The organism is Bradyrhizobium sp. (genome assembly GCF_022844465.1).
GTDB lineage: Bacteria > Pseudomonadota > Alphaproteobacteria > Rhizobiales > Xanthobacteraceae > Bradyrhizobium.
Window position 1 is genome coordinate 1 of sequence record NZ_JALHLP010000016.1, and the last position, 23,793, is coordinate 23,793.

General features: G+C 64.1%; 24 protein-coding genes and 1 riboswitch. Of the genes, 10 read left to right on the forward strand and 14 right to left on the reverse strand.

What is annotated here, in order from left to right:
* Window positions 1-169 precede the first annotated feature (169 nt).
* From Q0D31_RS19445 to Q0D31_RS19455, 3 genes are all read right to left on the reverse strand, one after another.
* A complete protein-coding gene (locus Q0D31_RS19445) occupies window positions 170-601 on the reverse strand; it encodes a CBS domain-containing protein (RefSeq protein ID WP_291854608.1) in 432 nt (143 codons plus the stop codon).
* Window positions 602-845: 244 nt separating this feature from the next.
* Window positions 846-1,607: a rhomboid family intramembrane serine protease gene (locus Q0D31_RS19450; RefSeq protein WP_291854611.1), complete on the reverse strand. Its 762-nt coding sequence runs from the start codon at window positions 1,605-1,607 to the stop codon at window positions 846-848.
* Between the two features lie 78 nt (window positions 1,608-1,685).
* On the reverse strand, window positions 1,686-2,129 hold the full coding sequence (locus tag Q0D31_RS19455) for an iron-sulfur cluster assembly scaffold protein (RefSeq protein ID WP_291854614.1): 444 nt from the start codon (window positions 2,127-2,129) through the stop codon (window positions 1,686-1,688).
* A 312-nt stretch (window positions 2,130-2,441) separates the two neighbouring features.
* Here Q0D31_RS19455 and folE point away from each other — a divergent pair, with 312 nt between their 5' ends.
* Both folE and hisI read left to right on the forward strand, forming a co-directional pair.
* Complete coding sequence (folE, locus tag Q0D31_RS19460; protein WP_291854617.1) at window positions 2,442-3,092, forward strand: GTP cyclohydrolase I FolE; 651 nt, start codon at window positions 2,442-2,444, stop codon at window positions 3,090-3,092.
* Window positions 3,093-3,112: 20 nt separating this feature from the next.
* On the forward strand, window positions 3,113-3,568 hold the full coding sequence (gene hisI, locus Q0D31_RS19465) for a phosphoribosyl-AMP cyclohydrolase (protein ID WP_291854622.1): 456 nt from the start codon (window positions 3,113-3,115) through the stop codon (window positions 3,566-3,568).
* Window positions 3,569-3,573: 5 nt separating this feature from the next.
* Here the strand turns inward: hisI and Q0D31_RS19470 are convergent, their stop codons facing one another.
* Together Q0D31_RS19470 and Q0D31_RS19475 are read right to left on the reverse strand one after the other, a co-directional pair.
* Window positions 3,574-4,446 carry a CoA ester lyase gene (locus tag Q0D31_RS19470; protein ID WP_291854625.1) on the reverse strand — a complete coding sequence of 291 codons (873 nt, stop codon included), beginning with the start codon at window positions 4,444-4,446 and terminating at the stop codon, window positions 3,574-3,576.
* An 11-nt stretch (window positions 4,447-4,457) separates the two neighbouring features.
* Window positions 4,458-4,952 carry a MaoC family dehydratase gene (locus Q0D31_RS19475; protein ID WP_291854628.1) on the reverse strand — a complete coding sequence of 165 codons (495 nt, stop codon included), beginning with the start codon at window positions 4,950-4,952 and terminating at the stop codon, window positions 4,458-4,460.
* 119 nt (window positions 4,953-5,071) lie between these two features.
* Between Q0D31_RS19475 and Q0D31_RS19480 the strand changes: the two genes are divergently transcribed.
* Together Q0D31_RS19480 and Q0D31_RS19485 are read left to right on the forward strand one after the other, a co-directional pair.
* On the forward strand, window positions 5,072-6,106 hold the full coding sequence (locus Q0D31_RS19480) for a transglycosylase SLT domain-containing protein (RefSeq protein ID WP_291854631.1): 1,035 nt from the start codon (window positions 5,072-5,074) through the stop codon (window positions 6,104-6,106).
* Between the two features lie 137 nt (window positions 6,107-6,243).
* Window positions 6,244-7,572 carry a DUF2336 domain-containing protein gene (locus tag Q0D31_RS19485; RefSeq protein ID WP_291854634.1) on the forward strand — a complete coding sequence of 443 codons (1,329 nt, stop codon included), beginning with the start codon at window positions 6,244-6,246 and terminating at the stop codon, window positions 7,570-7,572.
* Between the two features lie 41 nt (window positions 7,573-7,613).
* Here Q0D31_RS19485 and Q0D31_RS19490 read toward each other — a convergent pair whose 3' ends face one another.
* Window positions 7,614-8,186, reverse strand: a complete 573-nt coding sequence (locus tag Q0D31_RS19490; RefSeq protein ID WP_291854637.1) for an Hpt domain-containing protein — start codon at window positions 8,184-8,186, stop codon at window positions 7,614-7,616.
* Between the two features lie 24 nt (window positions 8,187-8,210).
* Window positions 8,211-8,750 carry a response regulator gene (locus Q0D31_RS19495; RefSeq protein ID WP_291854640.1) on the reverse strand — a complete coding sequence of 180 codons (540 nt, stop codon included), beginning with the start codon at window positions 8,748-8,750 and terminating at the stop codon, window positions 8,211-8,213.
* 252 nt (window positions 8,751-9,002) lie between these two features.
* On the opposite strand from Q0D31_RS19495, the gene Q0D31_RS19500 reads away from it, so the two are divergent.
* Entirely contained in the window at window positions 9,003-10,541 is a 1,539-nt protein-coding gene (locus tag Q0D31_RS19500) for an MBL fold metallo-hydrolase (RefSeq protein WP_291854643.1), read from the forward strand.
* 67 nt (window positions 10,542-10,608) lie between these two features.
* Here Q0D31_RS19500 and Q0D31_RS19505 read toward each other — a convergent pair whose 3' ends face one another.
* On the reverse strand, window positions 10,609-11,424 hold the full coding sequence (locus tag Q0D31_RS19505) for an NAD kinase (protein ID WP_291854646.1): 816 nt from the start codon (window positions 11,422-11,424) through the stop codon (window positions 10,609-10,611).
* A 56-nt stretch (window positions 11,425-11,480) separates the two neighbouring features.
* Here Q0D31_RS19505 and cutA point away from each other — a divergent pair, with 56 nt between their 5' ends.
* The gene (gene cutA, locus Q0D31_RS19510; RefSeq protein WP_291854650.1) at window positions 11,481-11,816 is read left to right on the forward strand and encodes a divalent-cation tolerance protein CutA; all 336 of its coding nucleotides are present in this window, start codon (window positions 11,481-11,483) and stop codon (window positions 11,814-11,816) included.
* 9 nt (window positions 11,817-11,825) lie between these two features.
* Here the strand turns inward: cutA and Q0D31_RS19515 are convergent, their stop codons facing one another.
* A complete protein-coding gene (locus Q0D31_RS19515; protein ID WP_291854655.1) occupies window positions 11,826-12,785 on the reverse strand; it encodes an ABC transporter substrate-binding protein in 960 nt (319 codons plus the stop codon).
* Window positions 12,786-12,935: 150 nt separating this feature from the next.
* Window positions 12,936-13,147: riboswitch (cobalamin riboswitch) on the forward strand.
* Window positions 13,148-13,471: 324 nt separating this feature from the next.
* On the opposite strand from Q0D31_RS19515, the gene Q0D31_RS19520 reads away from it, so the two are divergent.
* Complete coding sequence (locus Q0D31_RS19520; protein ID WP_291854658.1) at window positions 13,472-15,553, forward strand: TonB-dependent receptor; 2,082 nt, start codon at window positions 13,472-13,474, stop codon at window positions 15,551-15,553.
* A 34-nt stretch (window positions 15,554-15,587) separates the two neighbouring features.
* Here the strand turns inward: Q0D31_RS19520 and Q0D31_RS19525 are convergent, their stop codons facing one another.
* From Q0D31_RS19525 to Q0D31_RS19535, 3 genes are all read right to left on the reverse strand, one after another.
* The gene (locus Q0D31_RS19525; protein ID WP_291854662.1) at window positions 15,588-16,655 is read right to left on the reverse strand and encodes a tripartite tricarboxylate transporter substrate-binding protein; all 1,068 of its coding nucleotides are present in this window, start codon (window positions 16,653-16,655) and stop codon (window positions 15,588-15,590) included.
* Window positions 16,656-16,667: 12 nt separating this feature from the next.
* Window positions 16,668-17,768 (reverse strand): ornithine cyclodeaminase family protein, encoded by a 1,101-nt coding sequence (locus Q0D31_RS19530; protein WP_291854665.1) that lies wholly within the window; start codon window positions 17,766-17,768, stop codon window positions 16,668-16,670.
* A 93-nt stretch (window positions 17,769-17,861) separates the two neighbouring features.
* Window positions 17,862-18,842, reverse strand: a complete 981-nt coding sequence (locus Q0D31_RS19535) for a tripartite tricarboxylate transporter substrate binding protein (protein WP_291854667.1) — start codon at window positions 18,840-18,842, stop codon at window positions 17,862-17,864.
* Window positions 18,843-19,003: 161 nt separating this feature from the next.
* Between Q0D31_RS19535 and Q0D31_RS19540 the strand changes: the two genes are divergently transcribed.
* The 3 genes from Q0D31_RS19540 to Q0D31_RS19550 are packed head-to-tail and all read left to right on the forward strand — an operon-like array spanning window position 19,004 to window position 21,391.
* Window positions 19,004-19,708 (forward strand): isochorismatase family protein, encoded by a 705-nt coding sequence (locus tag Q0D31_RS19540; RefSeq protein ID WP_291854671.1) that lies wholly within the window; start codon window positions 19,004-19,006, stop codon window positions 19,706-19,708.
* Between the two features lie 38 nt (window positions 19,709-19,746).
* A complete protein-coding gene (locus tag Q0D31_RS19545) occupies window positions 19,747-20,739 on the forward strand; it encodes a tripartite tricarboxylate transporter substrate-binding protein (protein WP_291854674.1) in 993 nt (330 codons plus the stop codon).
* A gap of 4 nt (window positions 20,740-20,743) precedes the next feature.
* Window positions 20,744-21,391: a hypothetical protein gene (locus Q0D31_RS19550; protein WP_291854677.1), complete on the forward strand. Its 648-nt coding sequence runs from the start codon at window positions 20,744-20,746 to the stop codon at window positions 21,389-21,391.
* A 38-nt stretch (window positions 21,392-21,429) separates the two neighbouring features.
* Here the strand turns inward: Q0D31_RS19550 and Q0D31_RS19555 are convergent, their stop codons facing one another.
* Both Q0D31_RS19555 and Q0D31_RS19560 read right to left on the reverse strand, forming a co-directional pair.
* Window positions 21,430-21,666 (reverse strand): hypothetical protein, encoded by a 237-nt coding sequence (locus tag Q0D31_RS19555; protein ID WP_291854681.1) that lies wholly within the window; start codon window positions 21,664-21,666, stop codon window positions 21,430-21,432.
* A gap of 299 nt (window positions 21,667-21,965) precedes the next feature.
* Window positions 21,966-23,642 carry a ShlB/FhaC/HecB family hemolysin secretion/activation protein gene (locus Q0D31_RS19560; RefSeq protein ID WP_366518533.1) on the reverse strand — a complete coding sequence of 559 codons (1,677 nt, stop codon included), beginning with the start codon at window positions 23,640-23,642 and terminating at the stop codon, window positions 21,966-21,968.
* Window positions 23,643-23,793 lie beyond the last annotated feature (151 nt).

Below are 23,793 nucleotides of genomic sequence, written 5' to 3' on the forward strand. Positions count from 1 at the left end.
TTTGACACCATCAGTTTGAGGGACGACCGCCTCACCATGCAAGCCGCGAGCGAGCGCGCCCCACACAGCGCTGTAGCGAGCAAGCGGCTTGCTTGGCGAGGGCCCGTTACCCCATCTACGGGTTTTGAGGCGGTAGCCCGCGTGAGCGTCAGCGACACGCGGGGGGCGGCTATGCGGTCTGGATGTAGTCGCGCAGCGCTTCGGACTCGCTTTGCATTTCGCTCAGCCGCTGCTTGACCACGTCGCCGATCGAGACGATGCCGACCAGGCGGTTTTGCGCCACCACAGGGATGTGGCGGAAGCGGCCATCCGACATCCGCTCCATGATGTCGTTGATGGCGTCGGTTTCGACGCAGATGACCACTTCGCGCGTCATGGTTTGCGACAGCGGTTCTTTGAACGCAGCGGCGCCGCGCGTCCACATCGCGCGGACCACATCGCGTTCCGACAGAATGCCGATGACGCAACGCTCGGCGCCGGTAACGACCAGAGCGCCGATGCGGTGTTGCGCAAGCATTGCGATTGCCTGTTCCAGCGTGGCCGTCGGCTCGATCGTGACGACGTTGTTGCCTTTGGTGGACAGTATTGTCTTGACGGTCATGGGTCGTCTCCCTGTGACCGGTCACTATCTCCGCCCGCGCGGAGCGCCGGCCAATGACGTTTAACAATGACGTTCAGCAATCACGTTAGCAATGAGGTGCGACAATGACAGCTGTTCTTTGACGCCACGTCAACATGCCGCAATGACAAAAGAAATCCGTGTCTTAATCAAGGCTTACGCGGGGATCGCCCTGACGTGCCGGTACCGTGGCAAAAATACGATGAAAACGGAGCAGCAGAGCGAATCAGTGCAGTGTGGGATGATCGGCCGCGATCGGCGGTTGCGGCGGCTCCGCCGGGCGCACCGGATCGAACCAGGAAAATCCCAGAAGGCCGGCAAGGAAACCGCCGATATGCGCCTGCCAGGCGACGGTTCCTTCCGACCCGGGCAGCACGACCACGCCCATGCCGAAGATGATGTTGATGCCAAACCATACCGCGAGAAACGCGACAATGCGCGGATCGCGCAGGATCGCGACGAGCGGCGCGGCCGGCACATGGTAGGATTCCGTTTCGCCGCTGCCCAACAGGCCAAGCGGGCCGCCGCGCTGAAATACAAAGCGCATGGCGGCCGCCATGGTGCCGGAGACCGCCGCTGAGGCGCCGATCATCGGCGCGAGCGCGCCGATGTGGGTGACGAAATGAGCGGCGGCGCCGGCCGCGGCGGTCGCCGCGCAGAATGCGAGGAAGCGCGCCGATCCAAACCGGCGCGCGAGCGGCGGGCCGAATGCCAAAAGCCACACCAGATTGAGAATCAGGTGGTTGAAATCGGCGTGCAAGAACGCGTAGCTGACCACGCTCCAGAATTGTGGGCCCCACCAGGCCGGTAGCCAGGCCGGCGCATTGGCGGCGTAGCGCTGCGGCGAGAATGCAAACAGCCGCAACACTTGCTCGGCCTGCGCATCGGTCAGCACAAAATCCAATACGAGGTGGATGCAAAGCAGCAGCAGCCCGAGCGCCAAGACGACGCCGGGCACGTTGAACATGCGTTCGCGGGGCGGGTTCACAATGGCGATTCTCGCAACCGATGTTCCGGCATAGGCGGTTGTGCAAAGGACGACAAGCGCGTGACCGTCGGCGCGGGCTTAGCCGGCACGGCGCTTGGCTTCGATCTGGCCGATGGCGTCGACCACCGCGTCGAAGGTCAGCAGGGTCGAGGCATGGCGCGCTTTGTAATCGCGCACCGGTTCGAGCACCGCGATATCGGTCCAGCGGCCGGTGGCGGGCGGGGCGCCGTTTTCCTTGAGCATCTTGCGCACCGCGTCGCGCAGATTGCGCAATTCCGCGGCCTTGGCGCCGATAATGTTGCGCGCCATGATTGACGAGGAGGCTTGGCCGAGCGCGCAGGCCTTGACCTCATGGGCGAAGTCGGTGACCTGGTCGCCGGTCATTTTGAGGTCGATCGTCACCGTCGAGCCGCACAGTTTGGAATGGGCGGTGGCGCTGGCGTCGGGCTGGGCGAGCCGGCCGAGGCGGGGGATATTGCCGGCCAGTTCGATGATTCGGTGATTGTAGACTTCGTTGAGCATGCCTGCGGTCAGCGGTTCCTGGCGCCGGCAGCCCGATTGCGCCGCGCTTGTGATACAATATATAGAGAGCTTGTCGGCCGGTGCGAAGCCACCGTTCTGGCTCCGGTCCCGCCCAATCGCGGGGCCAAAGGTGAGGTTATCTAGGAAGCGAAGCTGTCAGGGAAGCGAAGCGAGCTAGGAAGCTATGTATTTTGTGAATGCGGCGTCCAGTCCAGGCGCATGGGTCAAAAGCCCGAAAGTGCCTAATACTGATGCGGCCGCCCGGTGACACCCCCGGCCTCGATTCGTGGCCGGTCGAACGGAGAGACCGTCATGGACGCTGTCGTTGAGCCTTTGCGCAAGGCTGCCACCGCCGATCATGTCCGCCAGGCGCCGCCGGCGCCATCGCCGCGCCCCTCCCGCGAGGAAGCGCAAGCCGCGGTGCGCACGCTGATTGCATTTGCCGGCGACCATCCGGATCGGGAAGGGCTGCTCGATACCCCCAAGCGCGTGGTCGACGCCTATGAGGAACTCTACCGCGGTTACCGCGAGGTGCCCGCCGATGTGCTCGATCGCACCTTCAGCGAGATCGGCGCCTATGACGACCTGGTGCTGGTGCGCGATATCGACTTCAGCTCCCATTGCGAACATCACATGATGCCGTTCATGGGCCGCGCGCATATTGCCTATAAGCCGGTGGAGCGGGTGGTCGGCCTGTCCAAGCTGGCGCGGCTGGTGGACGTCTACGCCCATCGCCTGCAAACCCAGGAGCACATGACTTGGCAGATCGCCACCGCGATTGAGGAAATCCTCAATCCGCGCGGCGTCGCCGTGATGCTTGAAGCCGAGCACATGTGCATGTCGGTGCGTGGCGTCGAGAAGCCGGGCTCCTCGACCATCACCACGCAGTTCTTCGGCAGCTTCCGGGACAATCCGGACGAGCAGGTGCGTTTCATCACCATGGTGCGCGGGTCCGACCGCTAATCCGCTGTGTGAGGCAATGCTTGGCTGAGCCATCGACATTTGCGCCGCGCGGCGCGACCGAGGCGGTTGAAGAGGGCTTGGCGTTTGCCCCCAAATTCGACGGTGACGGGCTCGTGACCTGTGTCGCGACCGACGCCCTCACCGGCGATGTTTTGATGGTCGCGCATATGAATGCCGAGGCGCTGCGGCGCACGGTCGACAGCGGCGAGGCTTGGTACTACAGCCGCTCGCGCAAAACGCTCTGGCGCAAGGGCGAAAGCTCCGGCCACGGCCAGCGCGTGATCGAAATGCGGGTCGACTGCGACCAAGACGCGGTGTGGATCAAGGTCGAGCAGGGCGGCCCCGGCGCCTGTCATACTGGCCGGCGTTCGTGCTTCTACCGCGCGGTCGAATTGCGCAAGCCCGGCGCCGCGACACTGACATTCCGCGACGCCGATAAGGCGTTCGACCCGAAGACGGTGTACGGTAAGAAGTAAGTCCGCTACGTCGCCCCCGCCCGCGCCAGCGTCTGCTGGGCGCGGGCCAGATGCGGCCGGTCATACATCACGCCGTCGATCGCGACCGCGCCGGATCCGGGCGCCGCTGCGAATGCCGCGACGATGGCGCGCGCCTTGGCGAGCGCGTCGGCGCTCGGCGTGAACACCTCGTTGATCGCCGCGACCTGCGCCGGATGGATCGCCAGCCGCCCGACAAAACCGTCGCGGCGCGCCAGCTCGGTGTCGCGGCGCAAGTCATCGAGATTGCGGAAGTCGGCATAGATCGTCTCGATCGCCGGGGTCTGCGCGGCGGCGGCGCCATAAAGGCAGAGCGAACGCGCCAGTTGATAGGGCGCGGTGAGTGAGCCGTCGCGGTCGCGGTTGGCCTCGGCGCCGAGTTCGGCGGAGAGGTCCTCGGGCCCCCAGGTCAGGCCGATCAGCCGGGCGCTCGCGCCGTGAAAGGTTCCGGCCAGAAACAGGCCGGCGGCGGTTTCGATCGCCTGCGCCAAAATCTTGACATGGCCGTCGTCCAGGCCGGCGATCGCCTCGCGCGCTGTCAGCTTGGCGTCGGCATGAATCACCGAAGCGCCGCCTTCCGCCTTGGGCAGCAAGATAGCGTCGGGCTTAGCCGGCACGATGGCGTCGAGGTCGGCGTCGATCAGCCCGGTGGTGATGCCGTTGACGCGCACCAACAGGCGCGGGCGCTTGGGCCGCGCCACCGCTTGCATGAGGAATGCCGCGGCGCTGGCGCGCGCGGCGTCCTTGCGCTCCGGCGCGATCGAATCCTCAAGGTCGATAATCATCGCGTCGGCGCCGCTGGCAAACGCCTTGTCGAGCTTGGAGCCGCCGTCGGCAGGCACGAACAGCAGGGAGCGCATCGGGATTGTCATCAGCGCGGCCGCAGCCGCATGAATACCTGGCGATGGCATTCGGCGACCAGTTTGTCGTTCTGATTATAAGCGCGGTGCAGGAATTCGACGATGCCGGCGCCGGGCCGCGAATTCGATTCGCGCTTGCCCAGGACTTCGGTGGTGACATGAACGGTGTCGCCTTCGAACAGCGGGTGCGGAAACTTCACGTCGGTCATGCCGAGATTGGCGATGGTAGTGCCGACCGTCATGTCGGCGACCTGAATGCCGATCATCAGGCCGAGCGTGAACAGCGAGTTCATCAACGGCTGGCCCCATTCGGTCTCGGTTTCGCAGAAGTGCCGGTCGATATGCAGCGGCTGCGGGTTGAGCGTCATATTGGAGAACAGCATGTTGTCCATCTGCGTCACGGTGCGGCGCAGCGGATGCTCGTAGAGGTGGCCGACTATGAAATCATCGAAATAGATGCCGCCGCGCGGGTGGCGGCGAACCAGGGGGTCGGGCTTGGCGGTCATGGCATCCTCGTCGGTGTTAAGGTCTCGTTTACCATAATGGTCGAGATTTAGCAGGACTCGTGGCAGGCGCCACGGGCGTTGATTGGGCGTCCAATCGAGCCCCCATCAATCGAGCCTGCATGTCAGTCGTCCCGCAACCTCCCGTCGCCGCCCGGCAGACCGCGCAAGGTCAGCCGAGCCCGGGCGTTGCCGGCGCGATCCAGCAGGCGTCCCAGGCGACCGGCACGAGTTTCGAATATCTGCTGGCCACCGCCAAGGTCGAGTCGAACTTCAACCCCAAGATCCAGTCCCGGAGCTCGAGCGCGACCGGCCTGTTCCAATTCATTGAACAGACCTGGCTCGGCATGATGAAGGGCGCCGGCCGGGCCTTGGGCTTCGGCCAGTATTCCGATGCGATCTCGCGTAACGCGTCCGGGCGTTTTGAGGTGGCGGACCCCAGACTGCGGGAAGAAATTCTGCAATTGCGCCGCGATTCGTCGGCCAATGCCGCCATGGCGGGCGCCTTCACCAAGCGCAACGCCGAGATCCTTGGCCCGCGAATCGGGCGGCAGCCGACCGACGGCGAACTCTATATGGCGCATTTCTTCGGCGCCGGCGGCGCGGCGCAACTCATCAATGCCGCCCGCGATCGCCCGCAGGCCGATGCTGCAAGCCTGTTTCCGGCCGCGGCGCGCGCCAACCGCTCGATCTTCTATGACCGGCAGGGCGGTGCGCGCAGTGTCGCCGGGGTCTATGCCGAACTCAATCGCCGCTATGCGGTGGCGCGCGCCAGTGTGGTGCCGGGCGCGAGCATGATTGCGTCGAACGCGCCGCCATCGCGCGCGGTTGCGCCAGCGCCCGACACCGCCGGAACCGCGCAAGCGTTCGCCGTCGCGGCTGCGCCGCCACCGGTTGCACGCGCCGCCGAGCCGGCATTTCGATCGATGTTTCAGGACGCCGAAAGCCGCGGCGCGGTGTCGCCGGTGGTTTCGGCCTTGTGGAGTGTGCCGGTGCCGTCGGGCGCCGCACCGGAGACCGCGAGCGCGCCGCCTCAGCGCGATGTCGCGCCGCCCCAGCGCGTCGTCTCGCCGGTCAACAACGGCGAACCGCTCGATCTGTTCCGCGATTCGCGTCCCGACGTGCGCCGCTTGTTCAGCGGAGGCGGCCTGACCTGAGCCGGTCTTCCGGCGGCCCGGAGATTAACGATCCTTCAATCATTCCGAAGATTTATGGTGAACGCTTTGTTAAACATCGCGGGCTAGAGTGAGCCGTAATCGGTGCCGCGCGGCGGTACGTAATGGTGGCTTTGAGTATGATCGTTCGCCATTTCCTTCATTGGCTCCGCACCGCCGGACCTGCCGAGCGGGCCGAAGCGACCGCTGTACTGGCCCGCGTTTATCTCTACTCCGATCTGTCGGACGGCGATCGCGCCGCGAGCGAGAGCGCGCTGATCATGCAGCTCGACGACCCCGAGCCATCGGTGCGCGAGGCCTTGGCGCGGGCGCTGGCGTTCAGCGATCAGTCGCCGCCGCCGGTGATCCTCGGGCTCGCGGCGGATCAGCCGGAGATCGCGAGCTGGGTGCTTGAGCATTCGCCGCTCTTGATGGATGCCGATCTGGTCGATGCGGTCGCCACCGGGCAATCCGATACCCAATCCGCCATTGCGCGCCGCGCCGACTTGCCGTGCGCGGTTGCCGCCGCTATCGCCGAGGTTGGTTCCGCCGAGGCCTGCCTGGTGCTGATCGAGAATGGCAGCGCCGAGATCGTCGCTTTCTCGTTCGATCGCATGGTCGAGCGCCACGGCCATCTTGCGGCCATCCGCGAAGCCATGCTGGCGCGTGAGGATTTGCCGGTCGCGACCCGCCAATTGCTGCTGGCGAAATTGTCGGAAGCGCTGGCCGAATTCGCGGTGGCGCAGGCCTGGCTTGGGGGTGATCGCGCCCAGCGTGTCGCGAGGGAGGCGTGCGAAAAGGCGACGGTGACGCTCGCGGCGATTACGCCCGCGAACGAGGTGCCCTTGCTGATCCAGCATCTGCGCAAGAGCGGCCAATTGACCGCCGGTCTGATCTTGCGGGCATTGCTGTCGGGCAATGTCGCGCTATTCGAGCAGGCGCTGGCGGAACTTGCCGCGATGCCGCTGCGGCGCGTGAGCGCGTTGCTGCACGATCGGCGCGGCAGCGGCTTTCGTGCGCTGTACGATCGGGCCGGGCTGCCAGCCTCGACCTATACCGCGTTCCGCGAGGCGGTCGATTCCATGCGGGAGGGCGGGTTCGTTGGCGATGCCGACGGTGCGACACGGTTGCGCCGGAGCATGGTCGAGCGCGTCCTGACGCGCTGCGCCGACGATTCAATCGGCGATGTCGCGCCGTTGCTGCTGCTGCTACGCCGCTTTGTCGCCGAGGCCGCGCGTGAAGAGGCGCGCATGCTTTGCAACGAAATGGTGGCGGACCATAGCGTCCAGCCGCTCTATCTTGAACATGCGGGCTTCGGCCGGAGCGACGATCAGCAGGTCGCCTGCGGGCCGGATGGTTCGGACCAGGTCGTCGCCGAACAAGCCGTCTCCGAGCAGAACGATTCCGAATTGGCGGTGTCCGAGCAGGATCGGTCCGATCGCTATTTTAGCGAACGGCTTGCGGCTTAAACTTTTCCTGCGTGTTCCTTCGGCGGCTGCAAGTTTGGCGGCTATTCCGTCGGCGTGATGCCCGGGGCGAGGATGTTGGCCAGAACATCCGGCCGATTCTTGTTTTCGTGCGCCAGGAATTCGTCGGTCACCAGACGCAGGCGCTTGTTCAGCGCGGCCGCAATTTGCGCAATGTCGGGACGGGCATATTCGCGGACGATGGCGCGAATGGCGTCGACATGCTGGTCGATCAACGCGATCGGAATGCGGCTGACGTCGGGCGTGTGCTCGACCAGGCGGCACAGGCTATCGGCACCGGCGGCGGCAAGCGGATAGCGCAAGGTCGCCGCTTGGCCCCGGATGTCATGGGCGGCATGAAACAGCGCATCACGCCGCGCTTTGTCGATGCCTTTGGCCCTGATGTTCCGCCGCGCCGTGTCGAGCCGGGTGCACTCCGTCTCCATCCAGGACGCATAGTCGTCTGAAAGCATCGAAAGCGCCGCTTCGGCGCGCGCCACCGGGTCGTCGCCATCCGGCAGGTTGATCAACGCCTCCCGCAAAGTATTGGGCGGCGTGATCATTTCATAATCGCCGTAAGTGGCGACCGATGGCTTATTGCGTTTGTTTTTGCTCATGGCAATGACACCGATCCTTCGGTTCTAAACACTGACCTTGTCGCCAAGCTTGGACTGTCGGACGGCATTCGCCTTGCCGCCGCGGCGGCGTTCCGTCCCGGCATAATTTGACTGGGTGTTGCGTCGCCGGTCGGGACCGAAATAGCCGGCGGTTTTGATGAACGGCCGCGGATTTGCGACGATGTTGAGAAGACGCAGGTAGAGCGACTTCGGCGACACCGGCTTGACCATGAATTCAGTGACGCCCGCATCGCGCGCCGTCATGACGCGGCTGCGCTCTGAATGGCTGGTCAGCATGACGATCGGGACGAACGGATTGTCGTTGCCGTCCTGCTGCCGGATCATTTGCGTGAGCTCAAGGCCGTCAAGGATCGGCATCGCCCAATCGACAAGGATAACGTCTGGCGCATAATGGTTGAATGCCTCAAGCCCCGAGGCGCCGTCTTCGGCCTCGTAGACTTCGCGCACGCCCAGGCTGTTCAACAGCGTACGCAAAATGCGCCGCATATGCGGGTTATCGTCGACGATCAAAATGCGCAGTTTGCCGAAATCGATGCCGAGCACGGGTCACACCCACGACTCCGGCGCGGCCGGATCTTTACGATGGCCCATGGTAGGAACGCGTCGTTAATGAAGGGTTAAGCATGGTGGCTGGAGCTCGTTACTAATCAAACACTTAGTGCCACCCCCGGGTTGCGATTGGTTGGCGAGGCAAGGCCGGTGCGCGGCGAGCCTTGCAGTGCTAGGCTCGTTTCCAATGCGGCTGGCCGGGAACCACCGGGAGATCAATTCAGTCCGCAAGCAAGGGAGGAACCCATGAGAAATGCAGTGCCATTCGCGGCCTTGTTGCTGTTGGCGGCGGTCCAGCCGGCCAGTGCGCAGTCGCCGACCGAACTCGTCCAGCAGGCGGTTGCCGCGCAAGGCGGCGTCGATGCGTTGCGCGCCCTGAAGACGCTCACCATCAAGGCCACTGCGCAACATTGGGAGCCCGGCCAGTCGGTGCGGGCCGGCGGCGAGACGCGCTTTATCGGCGACTCGACCATTGCGCTCAGCATCGATCTTGCCAATCGCATTAGCCGCGCCGATTGGGATCGCGACATGAAATATGTCGTGGTCGAACGGCTGCAATTCAGCGAGATCGTGCATCCGACTTACGGCGTCGTGACCGATAAGGATGGCACGCGGCCGATGTCGGGCCTCCGGCTTGCCGCGCATCATCGCGAACACGGCCGCGCCTCGCCGGTGTTGCTGCTGCGGGCGCTGGAAAATCCGAAGGATGTTTCCGCCATCGCCGATCAACGGCTGGGCGAGCAGTCGCATCCGGCGGTCGCATTCAACGATGGGCAGGCGCGTTACGTCATTCTGTTCGACCGCGCCAGCAAGCTGCCGGCGGCGGTGCGCACCCGCGACGCCGACCACATCTACGGCGATTCCGATTACGACATGGTGCTGGGCGATTGGAAATCGGTCGGCGGCGCGCGGATCGCGCATACGCTGTCGTTTCGTCTCGGCGGCCGGGACGTGCAGAGACTGACCTACCAAGAGGTCGCGGTGAACCAGGCGATCGCCGCATCGACGTTTGAGGTTCCCGAGAAGCTGCGGACCGCCGCGCTCGCTTCGGCCAGCGCCGATGTGCCCTATCAATGGGTGCTGCGGCGCATGTTCCTCGGCCGGCTGCTTGACAGCGACAACGTCTATTTCCCGCCCGGCGGCGGCTTCAAGCTGGTCGAGCTTGCGCCCAATGTGCAGCATGTGGTCGGCGGTTCCGCCAATAATCTGATCGTCGCCATGCGCGACGGCATTGTGATCTTCGACGCGCCGGTGAACGAGGGCCAATCGCGTTGGGTGATCGACGCTGCCAAGAAGAAATATCCCGGCAAGCCGATCAGCCATCTGGTGCTGACCCATCATCACATGGACCACACCGGCGGCATGCGGACCTATGTGGCGGAGGGCGCGACCGTGATCGTGCCGGCGCCGGTCAAGGCTTATTTCGAACAGGTGGTGAAGGCGCCGCAGACGGTTTCGCCGGATGCGTTGCAAAAGCAGCCACGGCCGGCGACCATCGTCGAAGTTGCCGAGACCATGACGCTCAAGGACGGCACCATCCAGCTCAACCTGCACAATATTCCGAATCCGCATTCCGACGGCATGCTGATCGGGCATGTGGTGCAAGGGAACATCGTCTGGGTGACCGATCTGATCTCGCCGCGCGGGCCGATTGCGCGCAACCCGAACACCGTGGCGGTCGGCAATGCGCTGCGCAAATACAACATCACCGATGCGACCATTGCCGGCGGTCACGGCACCGTCGCCAAACAGGCGGAGAACCAGGCCGCGCTGGCGGCGAATTAGGCGATGTATGGGTCCGGGACGTGGCGCGGCATATGATGCTGCGCCGCGTCCGGGACGAAACTGCCATTCAATATTGAAACTGCTCGCGCAGGATCCGCTCATCCAGGCTGTGGCCGGGATCGAACAGAACGGTCATCCCGATCGAGTGATCCATCTGGATATCGACCGAACGCACGTCGCGCACTTCGTCGTGATCGGCGACGGCGGCGACCGGCCGCCGGTCGGCGCCGCCGACCTCCACACGCACCTTCGCGCGGTCGGGCAATAGTGCGCCGTGCCAGCGTCGTGGCCGGAACGGGCTGATCGGCGTAAGCGCGAGCAGCGGCGCATCGATCGGAATGATCGGGCCCTGGGCGGAGAGGTTGTAGGCGGTCGAGCCGGCCGGGGTCGCCAACAGCACGCCGTCCGCGACCAGTTCGGCCAGCCGTTCCTTGCCGTCCACCAGGATGCGCAGCTTGGCGGCTTGGTGAGATTGGCGGAACAGCGAGACTTCATTGAACGCGTGATGTTCGTGAGTTTTGCCGCGCGCGTCGCGCGCGCGCATCAGCAAGGGATGGATGACGGTCTGCTGCGCGGCGGCCAGCCGCTCGTGCAGCTTGTCGACGCGGAAATCGTTCATCAGGAATCCGACAGTGCCGCGATGCATGCCGTAGATCGGCTGGCCCGAGCGCATGAAGCGGCGCAGAGTCTCAAGCATCAATCCGTCGCCGCCGAGCGCGACAATCACATCCGCGTCCTCGGGTTTGACGATGCCATATTTCTGGCGCAGCTGCTTTTCGGCTTCCTTGGCTTCCGCGACCGGGCTCGCCACCACGGCGATCCGCTCATAGGCGGCTTTTGCGGCCGGGCGGGGGCTTGGCTTACGGCTTGATCTAGGGCTCATTGGGGGCCGGAATTGGGGTTGCGGGCTTCTTTAAGCGCCTTTGGCGGAGGGGATGCATGAACACGGACCGCGCAGTGTTCGTCTATACGACCTATCCATCCATTGTCGAGGCGGAGGAGGCCGGCCGTGCGCTGGTCGAACGGCGGCTATGCGCCTGCGTTAACATATTGCCCGGCATGGTGTCGTTCTACTGGTGGCAGGGCGAAATCGAACGGGGTGAGGAGGCGGTGATGATCGTTAAGACCCGTGCCGCATTGTCCGAACGGGCCGCGACCGCGATCAAGGAAATGCACTCTTATGCGGTACCGGCGATCATCGTGATCCCGCTGGAAAGCGTCGACCAGCCCTATCTCGAATGGCTGATGGCGGAGACCGAGGCGGCGGCGAGTTAAAGGTGAGCCTCACTTCTTCTCCCGGCTGGCCCTCCAGAAGCTCAGATCGGTAAAGCGCGCGAGGTCGAACCGTTCGCCCGCCGCGATATCGCCGGCCAGTTGCAGGGTCGAGAACACCTTGCGCAGGCCGGGCTCGGTCAGCGCCAAGTTTGGATCGAGGATCGCGAGCTTGTCGGCATCGCCCATGGCGCGGGATGCGAGCGCCACCGTGGTCTGAAGTTCCCGCGCGGCGATTTCGGCGGTGTCCTGCGGATTGCTGCGCATGAAGTCGCGGCCGCGTTGCACCGCCCGCAGGAAGCGCACCACCACGTCGCGGTTTTTGGTTGCCCAGGCCATGTCGGCATTGATGGTGGTGAACTGCCACTCCGGCACGAACGGGATCACCGAGCCGAGATTGGTGAAGCCGGCATCCTCGGCGATGTAGCTCAGCGGGAAGGGCTGCAATCCGACGTCGATCTTGCCGGCTTGCAAAAGCTTCCAGCGAGTCGGCGCGCCCCCGACCACCGTCATTGTGTAGTCGGCCGGCGTCAGGCCGATCGCCTTGGCGATGTCTTGCACCACATAAGTCGAGCCTTCCTTTTCCGACAGGATGCCGAAGTTAGCGCCGCGCAGATCCTTGAGCGTTTTGATATGCGGCCGCGCAATAATGAAGTGCGGCAGCTTGCCGGTGTTGCCGGCAATCAGGCGCAGCGTGCCGCCGGCATAGCCGTCGATCATCACCGCTTCCGGCGTGCCCATCGCGATCTGCATTGTGCCCGCGCGCAGCGCCGCGTTGATCTTCTCGGCATTGTCGAGGATGCTGCTGGTGGTTTCGAGGCCTTCCGCTTTCAGGAATCCGCGCTGCTGCGCGACCCAGAACGGCAGGCTGAACAATGTGCGCGAGACATTGGCGACATTGACCACATCGGCCGCCGGCGCGGGCGAGCCCGCAATCACGCCGATAAACAGCGCCGCAATTATCCGCATCATGGCGTTCTCCCGCTGCCGAACTTGGTCGGCAATGGTTCGATCGCTAGTCTTGGAAGTCAAGCCGCGATCGAACTTTCATTGGCTGTGGTTTTGCGGCAACGATATTGTCGCGATCGTCGCTTCCCGGCTTGACGAAACCGGCGAGACGCGGAATGTTATCGCTGTGCTGGTTCCCCGGTTCGCGCCGGGGAGGCAAGAGGGAACACGGGCAAGACTGCTATTCGCAGTCTCATTCCGTGGCTGCCCCCGCAACTGTAAGCGGCGAGCCTATCGTCCGAGTGAGCCACTGGGAAACTGGGAAGGCTGGACGATCAGGCAACGACCCGTGAGCCAGGAGACCTGCCAGCGCAGTCACCCAACCGGTGGTCGGAGGGACCACACGGAGCGGCTGTTCGCAGCGGTGACACCACAACCGATGCGAAGGCCGTGCGAGATGTATCTCCCGCGATCCAAAGCATGAGCGGCAAACGGCCTGACGGTCGGACTCCGGTATTGACCGGATCCTGACCGTCCACCGGCGACGTTCCTGCGCCTTCGTTTCGGTCCTGTCACCGGCGCCCTTGATGGGGCGCGAACGAAGGACATTTGCTATGGGTGCAAGGAAAAGAGCGGGAGCATCGGCGAGACGAATTGTGGCCGCGCTGGCGCTTACGGCGGGCATTGTCACGTTGGATTATCGGCCTGCAATGGCGCAGCCCAACGAGACCACCGTGCTGCCGGAAATCAACGTCACCAATACCCGCCTGGTCGGTCGCACCGGCGGCGCACGGCGCGGCGTTGCGCCGGGCAGCGGCGCTGGCGCGGACACGCCGGCGCCCACCGATGATGGCTCGGGCATCGCAACCGGAACCATCATCACCGGCGCGTCATCAACCGTCATCACCGCGCGTGAGATTGAGCGCTCACCCGGGCAAACCCTGCAAGATGTGGTGGCGCGCGAGCCGGGCATCCAGGTCCGCAGCCTGTTCGGTGGCGCGAATTCTGCGACCGTGGATATGCGCGGCTTTGGCGCGGCCGGCACCTCCAATACGCTGGTGCTGATCAACGGTCGGCGGCTCAACGATATCGATCTTGCCGGCGTCGACTTCAGCGCCATTCCCAAGCACAGCATCGAACGCATCGAGATCACCCGCGGCAATTCCGGCGCGGTGCTCTATGGCGACGGCGCGGTCGGTGGCGTCATCAATATCGTGACCAAGAATGCCGTCGGCCTGCCGCCGTCCGGGCGGGTGCAGGCAGGTTTTGGCTCGTTCAACACGGTGGAAGGCAATCTCGCAGCCAATACGTCGAGCGGGCCATTCGCGGCGTCGGTCCATGCCAATGGTTTGCGCTCCGACGGCTATCGCCAGAACAACCGGCTGCGTCAGGATAATGCGGCCGGCGATTTCCGCTGGTCGGACGGGCAGGGCGGCGGCGCTTATTTCAACCTGTCCGGCGACGACCAGCATCTCGGGTTGCCGGGCGGCCGCCGCGTGACGCTGACCACCAGCGAGCTCGCGACCAACCGTCGCGGCGCGACCTCGCCATTCGACTTCGCGGAGCGGCAGGGCCTCAACGCCACCCTCGGCGTCAGCCGCGTGCTGTGGCCGGGCACGGAGATCGTGGTCGACGGCGGCGTGCGCAACAAACGCCAGGAAGCCGGTTTCTTCAGCGCATTCGGTTCGGCTTTCGATTCCGGCTTCAAGGCCAATCTGACCGCGCTGTCGGCGACACCGCGCTTGTTGAGCCAGCATTCCGTCGGCGGCGCGCCCGGCAAGCTGATCGCGGGCTTCGACCTGCAACATGCGAATTATGATTCCGACCGCAGCCGGCATTTAGGCGATCCGCCGATCCATCGCTACGACCTCCAGCAGACCACCGCCGCGCTTTATGCGCAGGAGACCATCGGCATCCGGTCCGATACCGACGTCGCATTCGGCGGGCGCGTCCAGCGCAATGCCATCGGCGCGCGCGACCGGTTCGATCCGACCGCGCCGGGTGGCGCGTTTGCGGGGCCCGAAGGCTTGCCGCTCGATCGCAGCGAATGGCAATATGCTTGGCACATAGGCCTTGAGCACCGCGTCACACGCGAGGTCGCGCTGTTTGCGCGGGCGGCACGCAGCTTCCGTCTGCCCAATGTCGATGAGCGCGTCGCGATGTCGCCGTTCGGCGTGGCCACGAGCTTCAATCTCAAGACCCAGACCTCGCACGATGTCGAAGGCGGTATCCGCGCCAGCGCCGGATCGTTCACCTGGCAGACCAGTCTCTATGTCATGGCTCTGAAAGACGAACTGCATTTCAGCCCGGCGACATTCACCAACACCAATCTCGATCCGACCCGGCGCGTCGGCGTGGAGAACGTCCTGACCTGGCGTGCGTCCGAGGCGCTACGGTTCAAGGCCGGTCTCGCCTATACCCGTGCGACGTTCCGCGAAGGCCCATTCGCCGGCAATGACGTGCCGCTGGTGTCGCCCTGGACCGGCAGCGTCGCAGTGTCGTGGGATATCTATCGCAAATATCTTGTGCTCGACGCGGTGGCGCGGGTTTTCAGCAATCGGCGGATGGACAACGACCAGAACAATGTCCAACCGCCGATCCCTGGCAAGGCGGTGGTCGATCTGCGGCTCGGCGGCGAGATTGATCGGCTGTTCTGGTCGGTGTCGGTGCAGAACCTGTTCAACACGCTCTACTTCGATTACGCGGTCGCCAGCGCCTTCACGCTTGGTACTTACAGCGCTTATCCGTTGCCGGGCCGCACGTTCATGGTGAAAGCAGGCATGACGTTTTGAGAAGCCGGCGGCCGGGCCGTGGTCGCTCGGCCGCCTATTCCTTCGGCGCACCTTCGAGCTTGACGCCGGGTAGCACCTGAAGATTGCGCGGCCGGATTGCGTCCTTGACCTTGTCGATGATTTCCGGTGGCGGGCTGAGGATCCGGTTGACGATCTGCTGTAATTCCTCGCCGCCCAGCGGGTTCATATACATATTGGCCTTGGCGGCGGCTTCGCGGAACGCCGGGTCTTTCATGGTATCGTCGAACGCCTTGCGCAAGGCGCGCACGCGCGCCGCCGGCACATCCGGCGCGGTGAGCACCGGCCGGCCGACCGCGACGTCGCCGGACAGCACTTCGAGAATCTGCCGCTGCTCGGCGTTTTGCGCGAGTTCGGTCAACAGCGGCGGCCCCGGCAGGTCGGCCTCGCGGCGCGGACCGATCTGGAACAGGATGTTGACCTTGCCTTCGCTGATCCAACTGGGGTTGTTGGCCTTCAGCGATGCCCAGGAGTCGCTGCCGCGACCATCGACCTCGCGCCGCTCCAGCGCCAGCATGATGTCGCCGCCGCCGGGATAGCCCGAGACGATGCGGAATTGGGTGCCAAACAAATTGTTTGCAAGGGTCGGATAGAGCACCGATGGCGAGCTTGCGCCGGTCGCGCCGATTGCCAGCGGGCGTTTCTTGGCATCGTCGATACTACGCACGCCGGTCGCGGCCCATACGATCATGATGTTGTTGACCACCACCATGTTGCCAATCCAGTTGAATTGGCGCGCATCGAACTGGATGCCGGCTTGGCCGAGCGCTTGATCGATCGGCGTTGCCTGGCCGAGCACGGCCAGCACGGTGCCGTCCTTGGGCGCGACCTTGTAGAGCCAGTTGGCGGCATTGCGGCTGCCGGCGCCCGGCATGTTCTGCGCGATGACGGTGGGCTTGCCGGGAATCTGCTCGCCCAGGAAGCGCGCCAAGAGCTTGGCATAAACGTCGTAGCCGCCGCCGGCGCCATAGCCGATCACCAGCCGCACGGTCTTGCCGCGATAGAAATCGGCGATCTCGTCGGCGCGGGCCGGCGTGGCGGTCGCGGCCAGGAGCGCGGCGAGGGCGACAAAGATGCGTAACATTGTAGTCTCCGTTCACGGCGACGGGCGGAAGCCGGCGTCGTAGTAAGCCGAAAGGTCGCTTCCAAGCCATTCGGTGGGAATGGTCTTGTTATTGCCTTGCGCGATTGCCTTATTATAGACGAGTCCACCGGCCGCCGCGAACTGGATTGCGAGCCCGGAATTGTTCTTGAAGTAAACAATGCCTTTGTCGGCGCTGCCGCGCGGCGGCTGCGCGACCGTGGTTTTGCCGATCAAGAGGTCGCCGAGTTCGTGGATCTGGTCCGCGCGAATCACGCCGTCCTTGAGCGGATCGAGCAGTTCGGTCTGGTCGTTGTCGATCACGCTCTCCCAATCGTTGACGATCACCGCGGTGGCGCGTTCATAGGTGCGCCGGTCGACCTCGGAGCGTTTGTTGGTGACGTCGGAATTGGCGATCGAGACGACGACTTGGCCATCCTCCAGCCATTCGCCGTCAAATACCGGGTTCATCGAGGTGGTGGCGCAGCACACGATATCGGCGCCCGCAACCGCCGCCCTGGCGTCGTCGACCGCGACCACCGCGAGGCCGCCGCGCGCCATGTCGCGCACAAACGCTGCGCGGTGCGCGGCGCTCGGGCTGTAGACGTTAACCTGTTCGATCGGGCGCACACAGGCGATGGCTTCGAGCGCGGCATGCGCCTGCTTGCCGGTGCCGAACAGACCGAGCGTCGCGGCGTCCTTGCGCGCGACCGCATCGACGCCGACGGCGGTGGTGGCGCCGACCCGTATGCCGGACAATTGAAATTCGTGCATCAGCGCCAGCGGCTCGGCGGTTTCGATGCTGTAGAGAATGACGATGCCCCAGTTGAACGCCTTGGGGTTTTCGTAAAGCCGCCGGTCGACTTTGGCGCTCGGCGGCTTGATGATCTGCGAGCCGGCGCGCACGCAGGCAATGCCATAGGACGGCACCGCGCCGACATGGACATTGGCGAGATATTTGCGCTCGGGGTCGGGATGCTGCGCGAGGTAGCGCATGCGCGGCCGGTTGACCGCGACGCCGTTGGCAAAATCGCGGAACGCCACCTTCATGGCCTCGATGCAGTCGGCCATCGGCAATAGCCGCTTCACGTCGTCGTCGGTGATGATGATGGTCACACGCGGTTACTTTCTGGGGCCGATTAACGGCCCGCGATGCTCATAGGCAATTTGCGGCTCCGCCGTCAATGTCGCGCATAAATTGCGGCGTTTTCAGTCGCCCTTGATGCCGTTCTCGCGCACCACCGCGCCCCAGATGCGTGCCTGCTCCAGTTCGAACTTGCGCAGCTCTTCCGGCGTCGAGAACATCAGATTCATCTGCTGGCTCTCGGTCAATTGCTTGACGACGCGTTCGTCGCGCAGGCTTTCGATGAACGCCGCGCGGAAACGATCGACAATCGGTCGTGGCGTTTTGGCAGGTGCGTAGAGGCCCCACCAGGTGGTGGCGGCGGCGCCGGCAAAGCCGCCTTCGCCAACCGTTGGGACATCGGCCAGCCCGGGCAGGCGCTGCGGACCCATCTGGAAAATCGGGCGGATGCGCCCGGCGCTAATTTGCGGGCCCAAGAGTGCCGCGCTGCCGTTGATCAGGTCGACGTGGCCGGCAACGGCGTCGTTCATCGCCGGCCCGCCGCCGCGGTAAGGCACATGCGTCAGCTCGACGCCGGCCTGCTTGCCGAGCAGAACCATGGCAAGATGCCCGATGCTGCCGCTGCCGACCGAAGCATAGCTTATTTTTCCCGGATCCTTTTTCGCGGCGGCGATCAGTTCCGCGAGTGTCTTGTAGGGGCGGGATGGGTGGCTCGCGACCACATAGGGCGCGGTCGCGATCAGCATGACCGGGTCGAGGTCTTTCTCGTTGTCGAACGGATAGTTCGGCAGCAGCGTCGGATTGACGGCATGGGTGTCGAACACCACGAGCCAGGTGTTGCCGTCGGGCGGCGATTTTGCCGCCTGTGCGCTGCCGGTCGAACCGGATGCGCCCGGCCGGTTGTCGATAATGACATTCGTACCGAGTCGTTGCTGCAGCCCGGCCTGCGCCAGCCGCGCCACCGCATCGACCGAGCCGCCGGGCGGAAACGGTACCACCAGCCGGATCGGACCCGATGGCCAGGACTGTGCCGGTGCCTGCGCGCGCGCCGCAAACGGCGCGAGCACCGCGCCAGCCACGATCGTTCGCCTGGTGAGTTTTGTCATTGCCTGAGCCCTACGGGTTAATCGATCGCAGCATAGCGGCTTGCCCCGCCATCTGCCCAGCCCTGAACAGTGGCCACTTTGCGGTCCCAAATTCAATTCCATTCCGTCGTCATCCCGGCTAGGTTCGGGCCCGCCGTTCGACGCTTTGCAACAGGTTCATCATGAATAGCGATTTTGAAGACCACTGCTGGCAGGACATCGTCACCCCCGACATTCTTGAGGTCTACGCGCATTACAAGCGCAAGATTGCAATCGGCCCGCGCGCGGCGCTGCTCGCGATCGATCTTTATGAATGTGTCTATGCCGGCGGGCCGAAGCCGCCGGCGGAACTCGCCAAGAGTCATCCAAATTCCTGTGGCAAATATGCCTATGCCGCGATCGAGCCGACCCAGCGCTTGTTCGCGGCAGCGCGCGCAGCCTCGCTGCCGATCTTTTATTCGACCGGCGATACCCGCGCGGCAAGCCGCCCGAATTTCATCGCTGCGACCAAGCGCAATCGTCCGCCGGTTAATCCGAACGACTACGCGATCCGGCCGGAATTCAAGCCGCAAACTGGCGACGTTATCATAACCAAGCAGCGCGCCAGCGTGTTCTTCGGCACGCCGTTGATTGCCCACCTGACGCAGCTCGGCGTCCAGACATTGATCGTGTGTGGCGAGAGCACGTCGGGCTGCGTGCGCGCCACCGCGGTCGATGCCTATTCGCACGGCTTCCAGGTGGTGCTGGTCGAGGAATGCTGCTTCGATCGCAGCCTGCTGTCGCACAAGGTCAATCTGTTTGACATGCACCACAAATATGTCGATGTCGTGCATATCGATCAGGTGCTTGCGCATCTCGACGGCCTCAAGGTGAAAAAGGCGAGTTGAGCCGCCGCCATGCGGGATGGATGGTAAGGAGACGACGAATGACCAGTAAGTTCGCGATCACGCGCCGGAGCTTCTCAACTGCGGTGCTGGCGGCTGCCGCCACGCTCGGCCTGCGGCATGGTGCGCGCGCGCAGGCCTATCCAAGCCGGCCGGTGCGGGTGATCCTGCCATTCGCGGCCGGCGGTGTCGCCGACGTGACCTCGCGGCTCGCCGCTGAGAAGCTCGGTGACAAACTCGGCCAGCGTTTCGTGGTCGAGAACATGCCGGGGCCCGGCGGCATCGCGGCGGCGCGTGCGATGATCACGGCCGCGCCCGATGGCTATACGCTCGGCCTCATCACCAACGGCACCGCAATCAGCGCAGCGCTCTACAAGCAGTTTCCGTTCGACCTGGTGAAGGAACTGATGCCGATCTCGGCGCTCGGCAATTTCGAATTGGTGTTCGCTGCCAATGCGGAGTCGCCCTACAAGACGCTGCCCGAACTGCTCAAGGCCGCGCGCGCCGCGCCCGGCACGCTCAATATCGGCACCATCGCGGTTGGCAGCACGCAGCATCTCGGCGCTGAACTGTTCCGTTCGAGCGCCAAGCTCGACATGCAGCTCATCCCTTATAAGAGCACACCCGATGTCACCATCGGCCTGTTACGCAACGACATTCACCTGATGGTCGATTTCTATGCGGCGATGCGCGCCGGCCTGAGCGATGGCAAGCTGCGGGCATTGGCGATCTCAGGGCCAACCAAAGCCTCGTTCCTGCCGGACGTGCCGCCGGTCGCGGATGCGGGCGTGCCAGGCTACGAGGTGCTGTCCTGGAACGGTCTTGGCGCGCCGGTCGGCACGCCACAGCCGATCATCGACACGCTCAACAAGGCGATCCGTGAGGTTCTGGCAATGCCGGATGTCATCAAGCGCTACCAGGAGGTCGGCATTCTGGCGCGGGCCAGTTCGCCCGAGGAATTGCGCACGCGGCTCGCCGCCGAAATCAAGAAGTGGTCCGAAGTGATCGACAGCGCAAAGCTGCCGAGACTTTAGCGCGATGCCGACGTTCCTGAGGCTGTACGAAGATATTCTATCGAGCGGCGCTGACGCCATGCGCTTGCCGGCGCTGCCGCGCATGGTTTTCATTGTGCATGGCGCGGCGACCATCGGCGAGCAGACATTCGCCGATGGCGATGCCTGGGCCGGGGAGGGCGCAGCGACGCTCACGCCGGGGCCGCAGGGTGTCGCTGCGTGGCGGTTCGAGGTGGCGGCCGATGGCGCCGCCGCTGGCGCGATCGGCGGCGTGTCGCGGCTCAAGCTCTCTGCCACGCTCGAAACGCTGCCGCAGGGGGAACTCCTGTTGCGCGGCGACAGCGTCGCGTTTCCGCCCGGCGGCTGTGCCTATCTGCACCGGCACCAGGGTCCCGGCATTCGTTGTCTGCTCGAAGGCGGCATTCGCATCGATACCCATGGCCGCTCGACCAGCTATGGTCCGGGTGGCGCCTGGTTCGAGAGCGGGCCCGATGGCGTGTTTGCGCAAGGCGCTACCGATCGCGCGACGCGCTTTGTGCGCGTGATGGTGCTGCCGCGCGCCTTGATCGGCAAAAGCTCGATCGAATATCTGAACGAATCCGACAAGGCGAAGCCGAAGTCGCAGTCTTATAAAATCTTTGCCGATCTGCCGATAGCGCTGCAAGCGGCGTAGCACTGCCGCTGGCGCCAGCAGTGCGACACTGCGCGGGCTTATTTTAAAATCGTCGCGATGATTCCGCTGCGGCGTCCGTCGTCGCCACCGGCAAGCTCGTCGGCGATTTCATGCACCGCCTCGGCCAAGATCGCTTTCCAAATTTCCGGCTTCAAGTTTGATGCAAAGGTCAGCCCGACGCTGCCATCGTCGTCCTGCCAGAGCGTCATGATGTCGCCGGCCTCGGACAGCGGGGACTTCACGGACTCCAGTTCGACGCCTTCGTCTGTGGCCATGATTCTGCTCCCTGGTTTGCTGGGCTGCGTGGAAGCATGCTTTGGCGGTCCGGCGCAAGGGGCGGGTGGGGTGGTTATCCCCGGCGTTGGCGCTAACGGCGCCCGTTTGGGCACCTCAGCCGCCTATGAAGAGCCGTTTGACCGTTCAACTTCGCTACTTCCGGTTGCCTTCGCGTGCGAAAGACGCTGGGCTGGTTGGACGGAGCGACGGGCCACGGGCGCCGGGCGCGACGATGTGGCCTTGATTTAATTTGGAAATTTCGCGCCACCGGCTGGTGGGCGCGGGGACCGGGCGCCGATCAACGGGGCCGGCTACAGGCCATGTCGGCATTGTCGGGGCAAAATTTGAATGCCTTGCTGAGGAAGAAAATTGCGCGCGGGCCGCGCCGCACATCGGTCGGGGCATGGATGGCCAGTGGAACGGCGACCTCCGCGCCCAGCAACAATTCATGCGCCAGGAAGATGCGAACCCCGGCACCAGCCGAGGTCAGGGAATAGACATCGTCGGCACCGTCATGGAAATTCCATACGACGCCCGAATCGATGAAGCCGTAAAGCTGATAGCTCTTGAAAAAATCGTGGTTCAATTTTTGGTCGAATCGCAGTTCCAGCACGCCGGCAAGGCCGTTGTCGCCGCTGACCGTGCCGTTATCGAAGCCGCGGCCAAAGGCAGCGCCGCCGAGATAGAATTCCTGCGATGCCAGCAGCGCCCTAGAGGCCGCCTGGCCGGAGGCTGAGATTCGCAGCGACCATGTCTCGGAAAGCTTTTGAAGTCTGGTGTGCGAGAATTCGACTTTCGAAAAATTGCCGCTGCCGTCGTCGCGGGACAGCAGCGCGTCGCCAGCCCTAGATGCGCCGAAGATGTTGAGGCCCTGGCGCAGCGTCACGTTCAAATAATTTGTGCCGTTTAGAGCGTCCTTGAACTGGTGATCGGCAGCCAGGCTCACGGTGCGAATCTTGTCGTCGTATTGCACGCCCAGCGAATCTTGTTCCGTGACATTGTTGAGGTTGGCCGCCGCGGTCAGGCGGAGCGCAGTTTCGCGCGTCTGCCACGGAACGATGCTGCCCCTGATCTCGTAGGATTCCACCCTGGTATTGGTGTTAAGGAGGCGGCGCTCGTCGCCCGGCCGGATTTCACTATAGGCGGCTGAGGCGCCCAAGCGGGCGCCGCTAGCGCCGACCGGTGCGTCATACATCACGCGGCCGAAACCAAGCTCGCGTGGCGTGTTCGGAATGGTCGACAGGTTGATGCCGAATGTGTCGCCGGCAACGATTGCCGAATTCAGCGACGAGGACCAATACGACTGCCATGGGCCGACGCTGCGCGTGCCGCGGTTATCGGTGCCGAGCGCGAGATGACCTCGCCAAGTCTCAAGATGGATGGTCAGGCGAAATCGCCCAGTGGCGCCGCCAATCTCCACAAGCGCGGTATCGGCGATCCTGACCCCGGGAATGTCATTGACCAGCAGCAAGTGCCGTTCGAGCGTTTGGAGCCGCGAGGGATGTTCCGCCGCAATGGCCGCGAGCAACGGCCGAACCCCAAACTGTTCCGCCCGCTCGCCCTTCAAAACGATTTCCGCGATTGCGCCTTCGATCACCTGGATCCGAATGCGGCCGTTCTCGACTTCCTGCGGCGGGATGACAGCGCGGCTGAGATGAAAGCCCGCGTCACGGTACAAATCGCTGATCTTGCTGGTGATAGCCGCTAGATCGGTCTCGGACACGGTCTTGCCGATATAGGGTTGATAGGTCGCGGCAATGGCGGCGCTGGAAATCGAGCGCGCGCCGGTCACCGACGCGCCGGTCAATTTGAACAGCGGCTTGGTATCGTACTTAACCTGCGGTCTGGCTGTGTCTGGGATCGGTATTGGGGCTCTTCCGGTGCGCTTTTGGGCGGCTTCGAACGCGTCGAAATTCCGCTCGGTCTGCCGCGGGTCTAGTCGCGGCTGAGTGCTGCCGGTGCTAGGGGCCACCACGGGCAGGATCAGGGCACAGGCGAGTGCGGCGCTGCTGATCGCCTTCCTGCGCCGTTGTCCAGGTTGCGTGTGCCGGTTCAAAGTGTCCGCTTTGCTAAATTTGCTATGCGCCAGACCCCAGATGCGACCAGACTCAACTCACGAGTTGAAG

Coding starts and splice junctions, on each gene's coding strand:
- Q0D31_RS19445 (WP_291854608.1), bottom strand. CDS start 601: ATGACCGTCAAGACAATACTGTCCACCAAAGGCAACAACGTCGTCACG.
- Q0D31_RS19455 (WP_291854614.1), bottom strand. CDS start 2,129: ATGCTCAACGAAGTCTACAATCACCGAATCATCGAACTGGCCGGCAAT.
- folE (WP_291854617.1), top strand. CDS start 2,442: ATGGACGCTGTCGTTGAGCCTTTGCGCAAGGCTGCCACCGCCGATCAT.
- Q0D31_RS19470 (WP_291854625.1), bottom strand. CDS start 4,446: ATGCGCTCCCTGCTGTTCGTGCCTGCCGACGGCGGCTCCAAGCTCGAC.
- Q0D31_RS19475 (WP_291854628.1), bottom strand. CDS start 4,952: ATGACCGCCAAGCCCGACCCCCTGGTTCGCCGCCACCCGCGCGGCGGC.
- Q0D31_RS19480 (WP_291854631.1), top strand. CDS start 5,072: ATGTCAGTCGTCCCGCAACCTCCCGTCGCCGCCCGGCAGACCGCGCAA.
- Q0D31_RS19485 (WP_291854634.1), top strand. CDS start 6,244: ATGATCGTTCGCCATTTCCTTCATTGGCTCCGCACCGCCGGACCTGCC.
- Q0D31_RS19490 (WP_291854637.1), bottom strand. CDS start 8,186: ATGAGCAAAAACAAACGCAATAAGCCATCGGTCGCCACTTACGGCGAT.
- Q0D31_RS19500 (WP_291854643.1), top strand. CDS start 9,003: ATGAGAAATGCAGTGCCATTCGCGGCCTTGTTGCTGTTGGCGGCGGTC.
- Q0D31_RS19505 (WP_291854646.1), bottom strand. CDS start 11,424: ATGAGCCCTAGATCAAGCCGTAAGCCAAGCCCCCGCCCGGCCGCAAAA.
- cutA (WP_291854650.1), top strand. CDS start 11,481: ATGAACACGGACCGCGCAGTGTTCGTCTATACGACCTATCCATCCATT.
- Q0D31_RS19515 (WP_291854655.1), bottom strand. CDS start 12,785: ATGATGCGGATAATTGCGGCGCTGTTTATCGGCGTGATTGCGGGCTCG.
- Q0D31_RS19520 (WP_291854658.1), top strand. CDS start 13,472: ATGGCGCAGCCCAACGAGACCACCGTGCTGCCGGAAATCAACGTCACC.
- Q0D31_RS19525 (WP_291854662.1), bottom strand. CDS start 16,655: ATGTTACGCATCTTTGTCGCCCTCGCCGCGCTCCTGGCCGCGACCGCC.
- Q0D31_RS19535 (WP_291854667.1), bottom strand. CDS start 18,842: ATGACAAAACTCACCAGGCGAACGATCGTGGCTGGCGCGGTGCTCGCG.
- Q0D31_RS19540 (WP_291854671.1), top strand. CDS start 19,004: ATGAATAGCGATTTTGAAGACCACTGCTGGCAGGACATCGTCACCCCC.
- Q0D31_RS19545 (WP_291854674.1), top strand. CDS start 19,747: ATGACCAGTAAGTTCGCGATCACGCGCCGGAGCTTCTCAACTGCGGTG.
- Q0D31_RS19550 (WP_291854677.1), top strand. CDS start 20,744: ATGCCGACGTTCCTGAGGCTGTACGAAGATATTCTATCGAGCGGCGCT.
- Q0D31_RS19555 (WP_291854681.1), bottom strand. CDS start 21,666: ATGGCCACAGACGAAGGCGTCGAACTGGAGTCCGTGAAGTCCCCGCTG.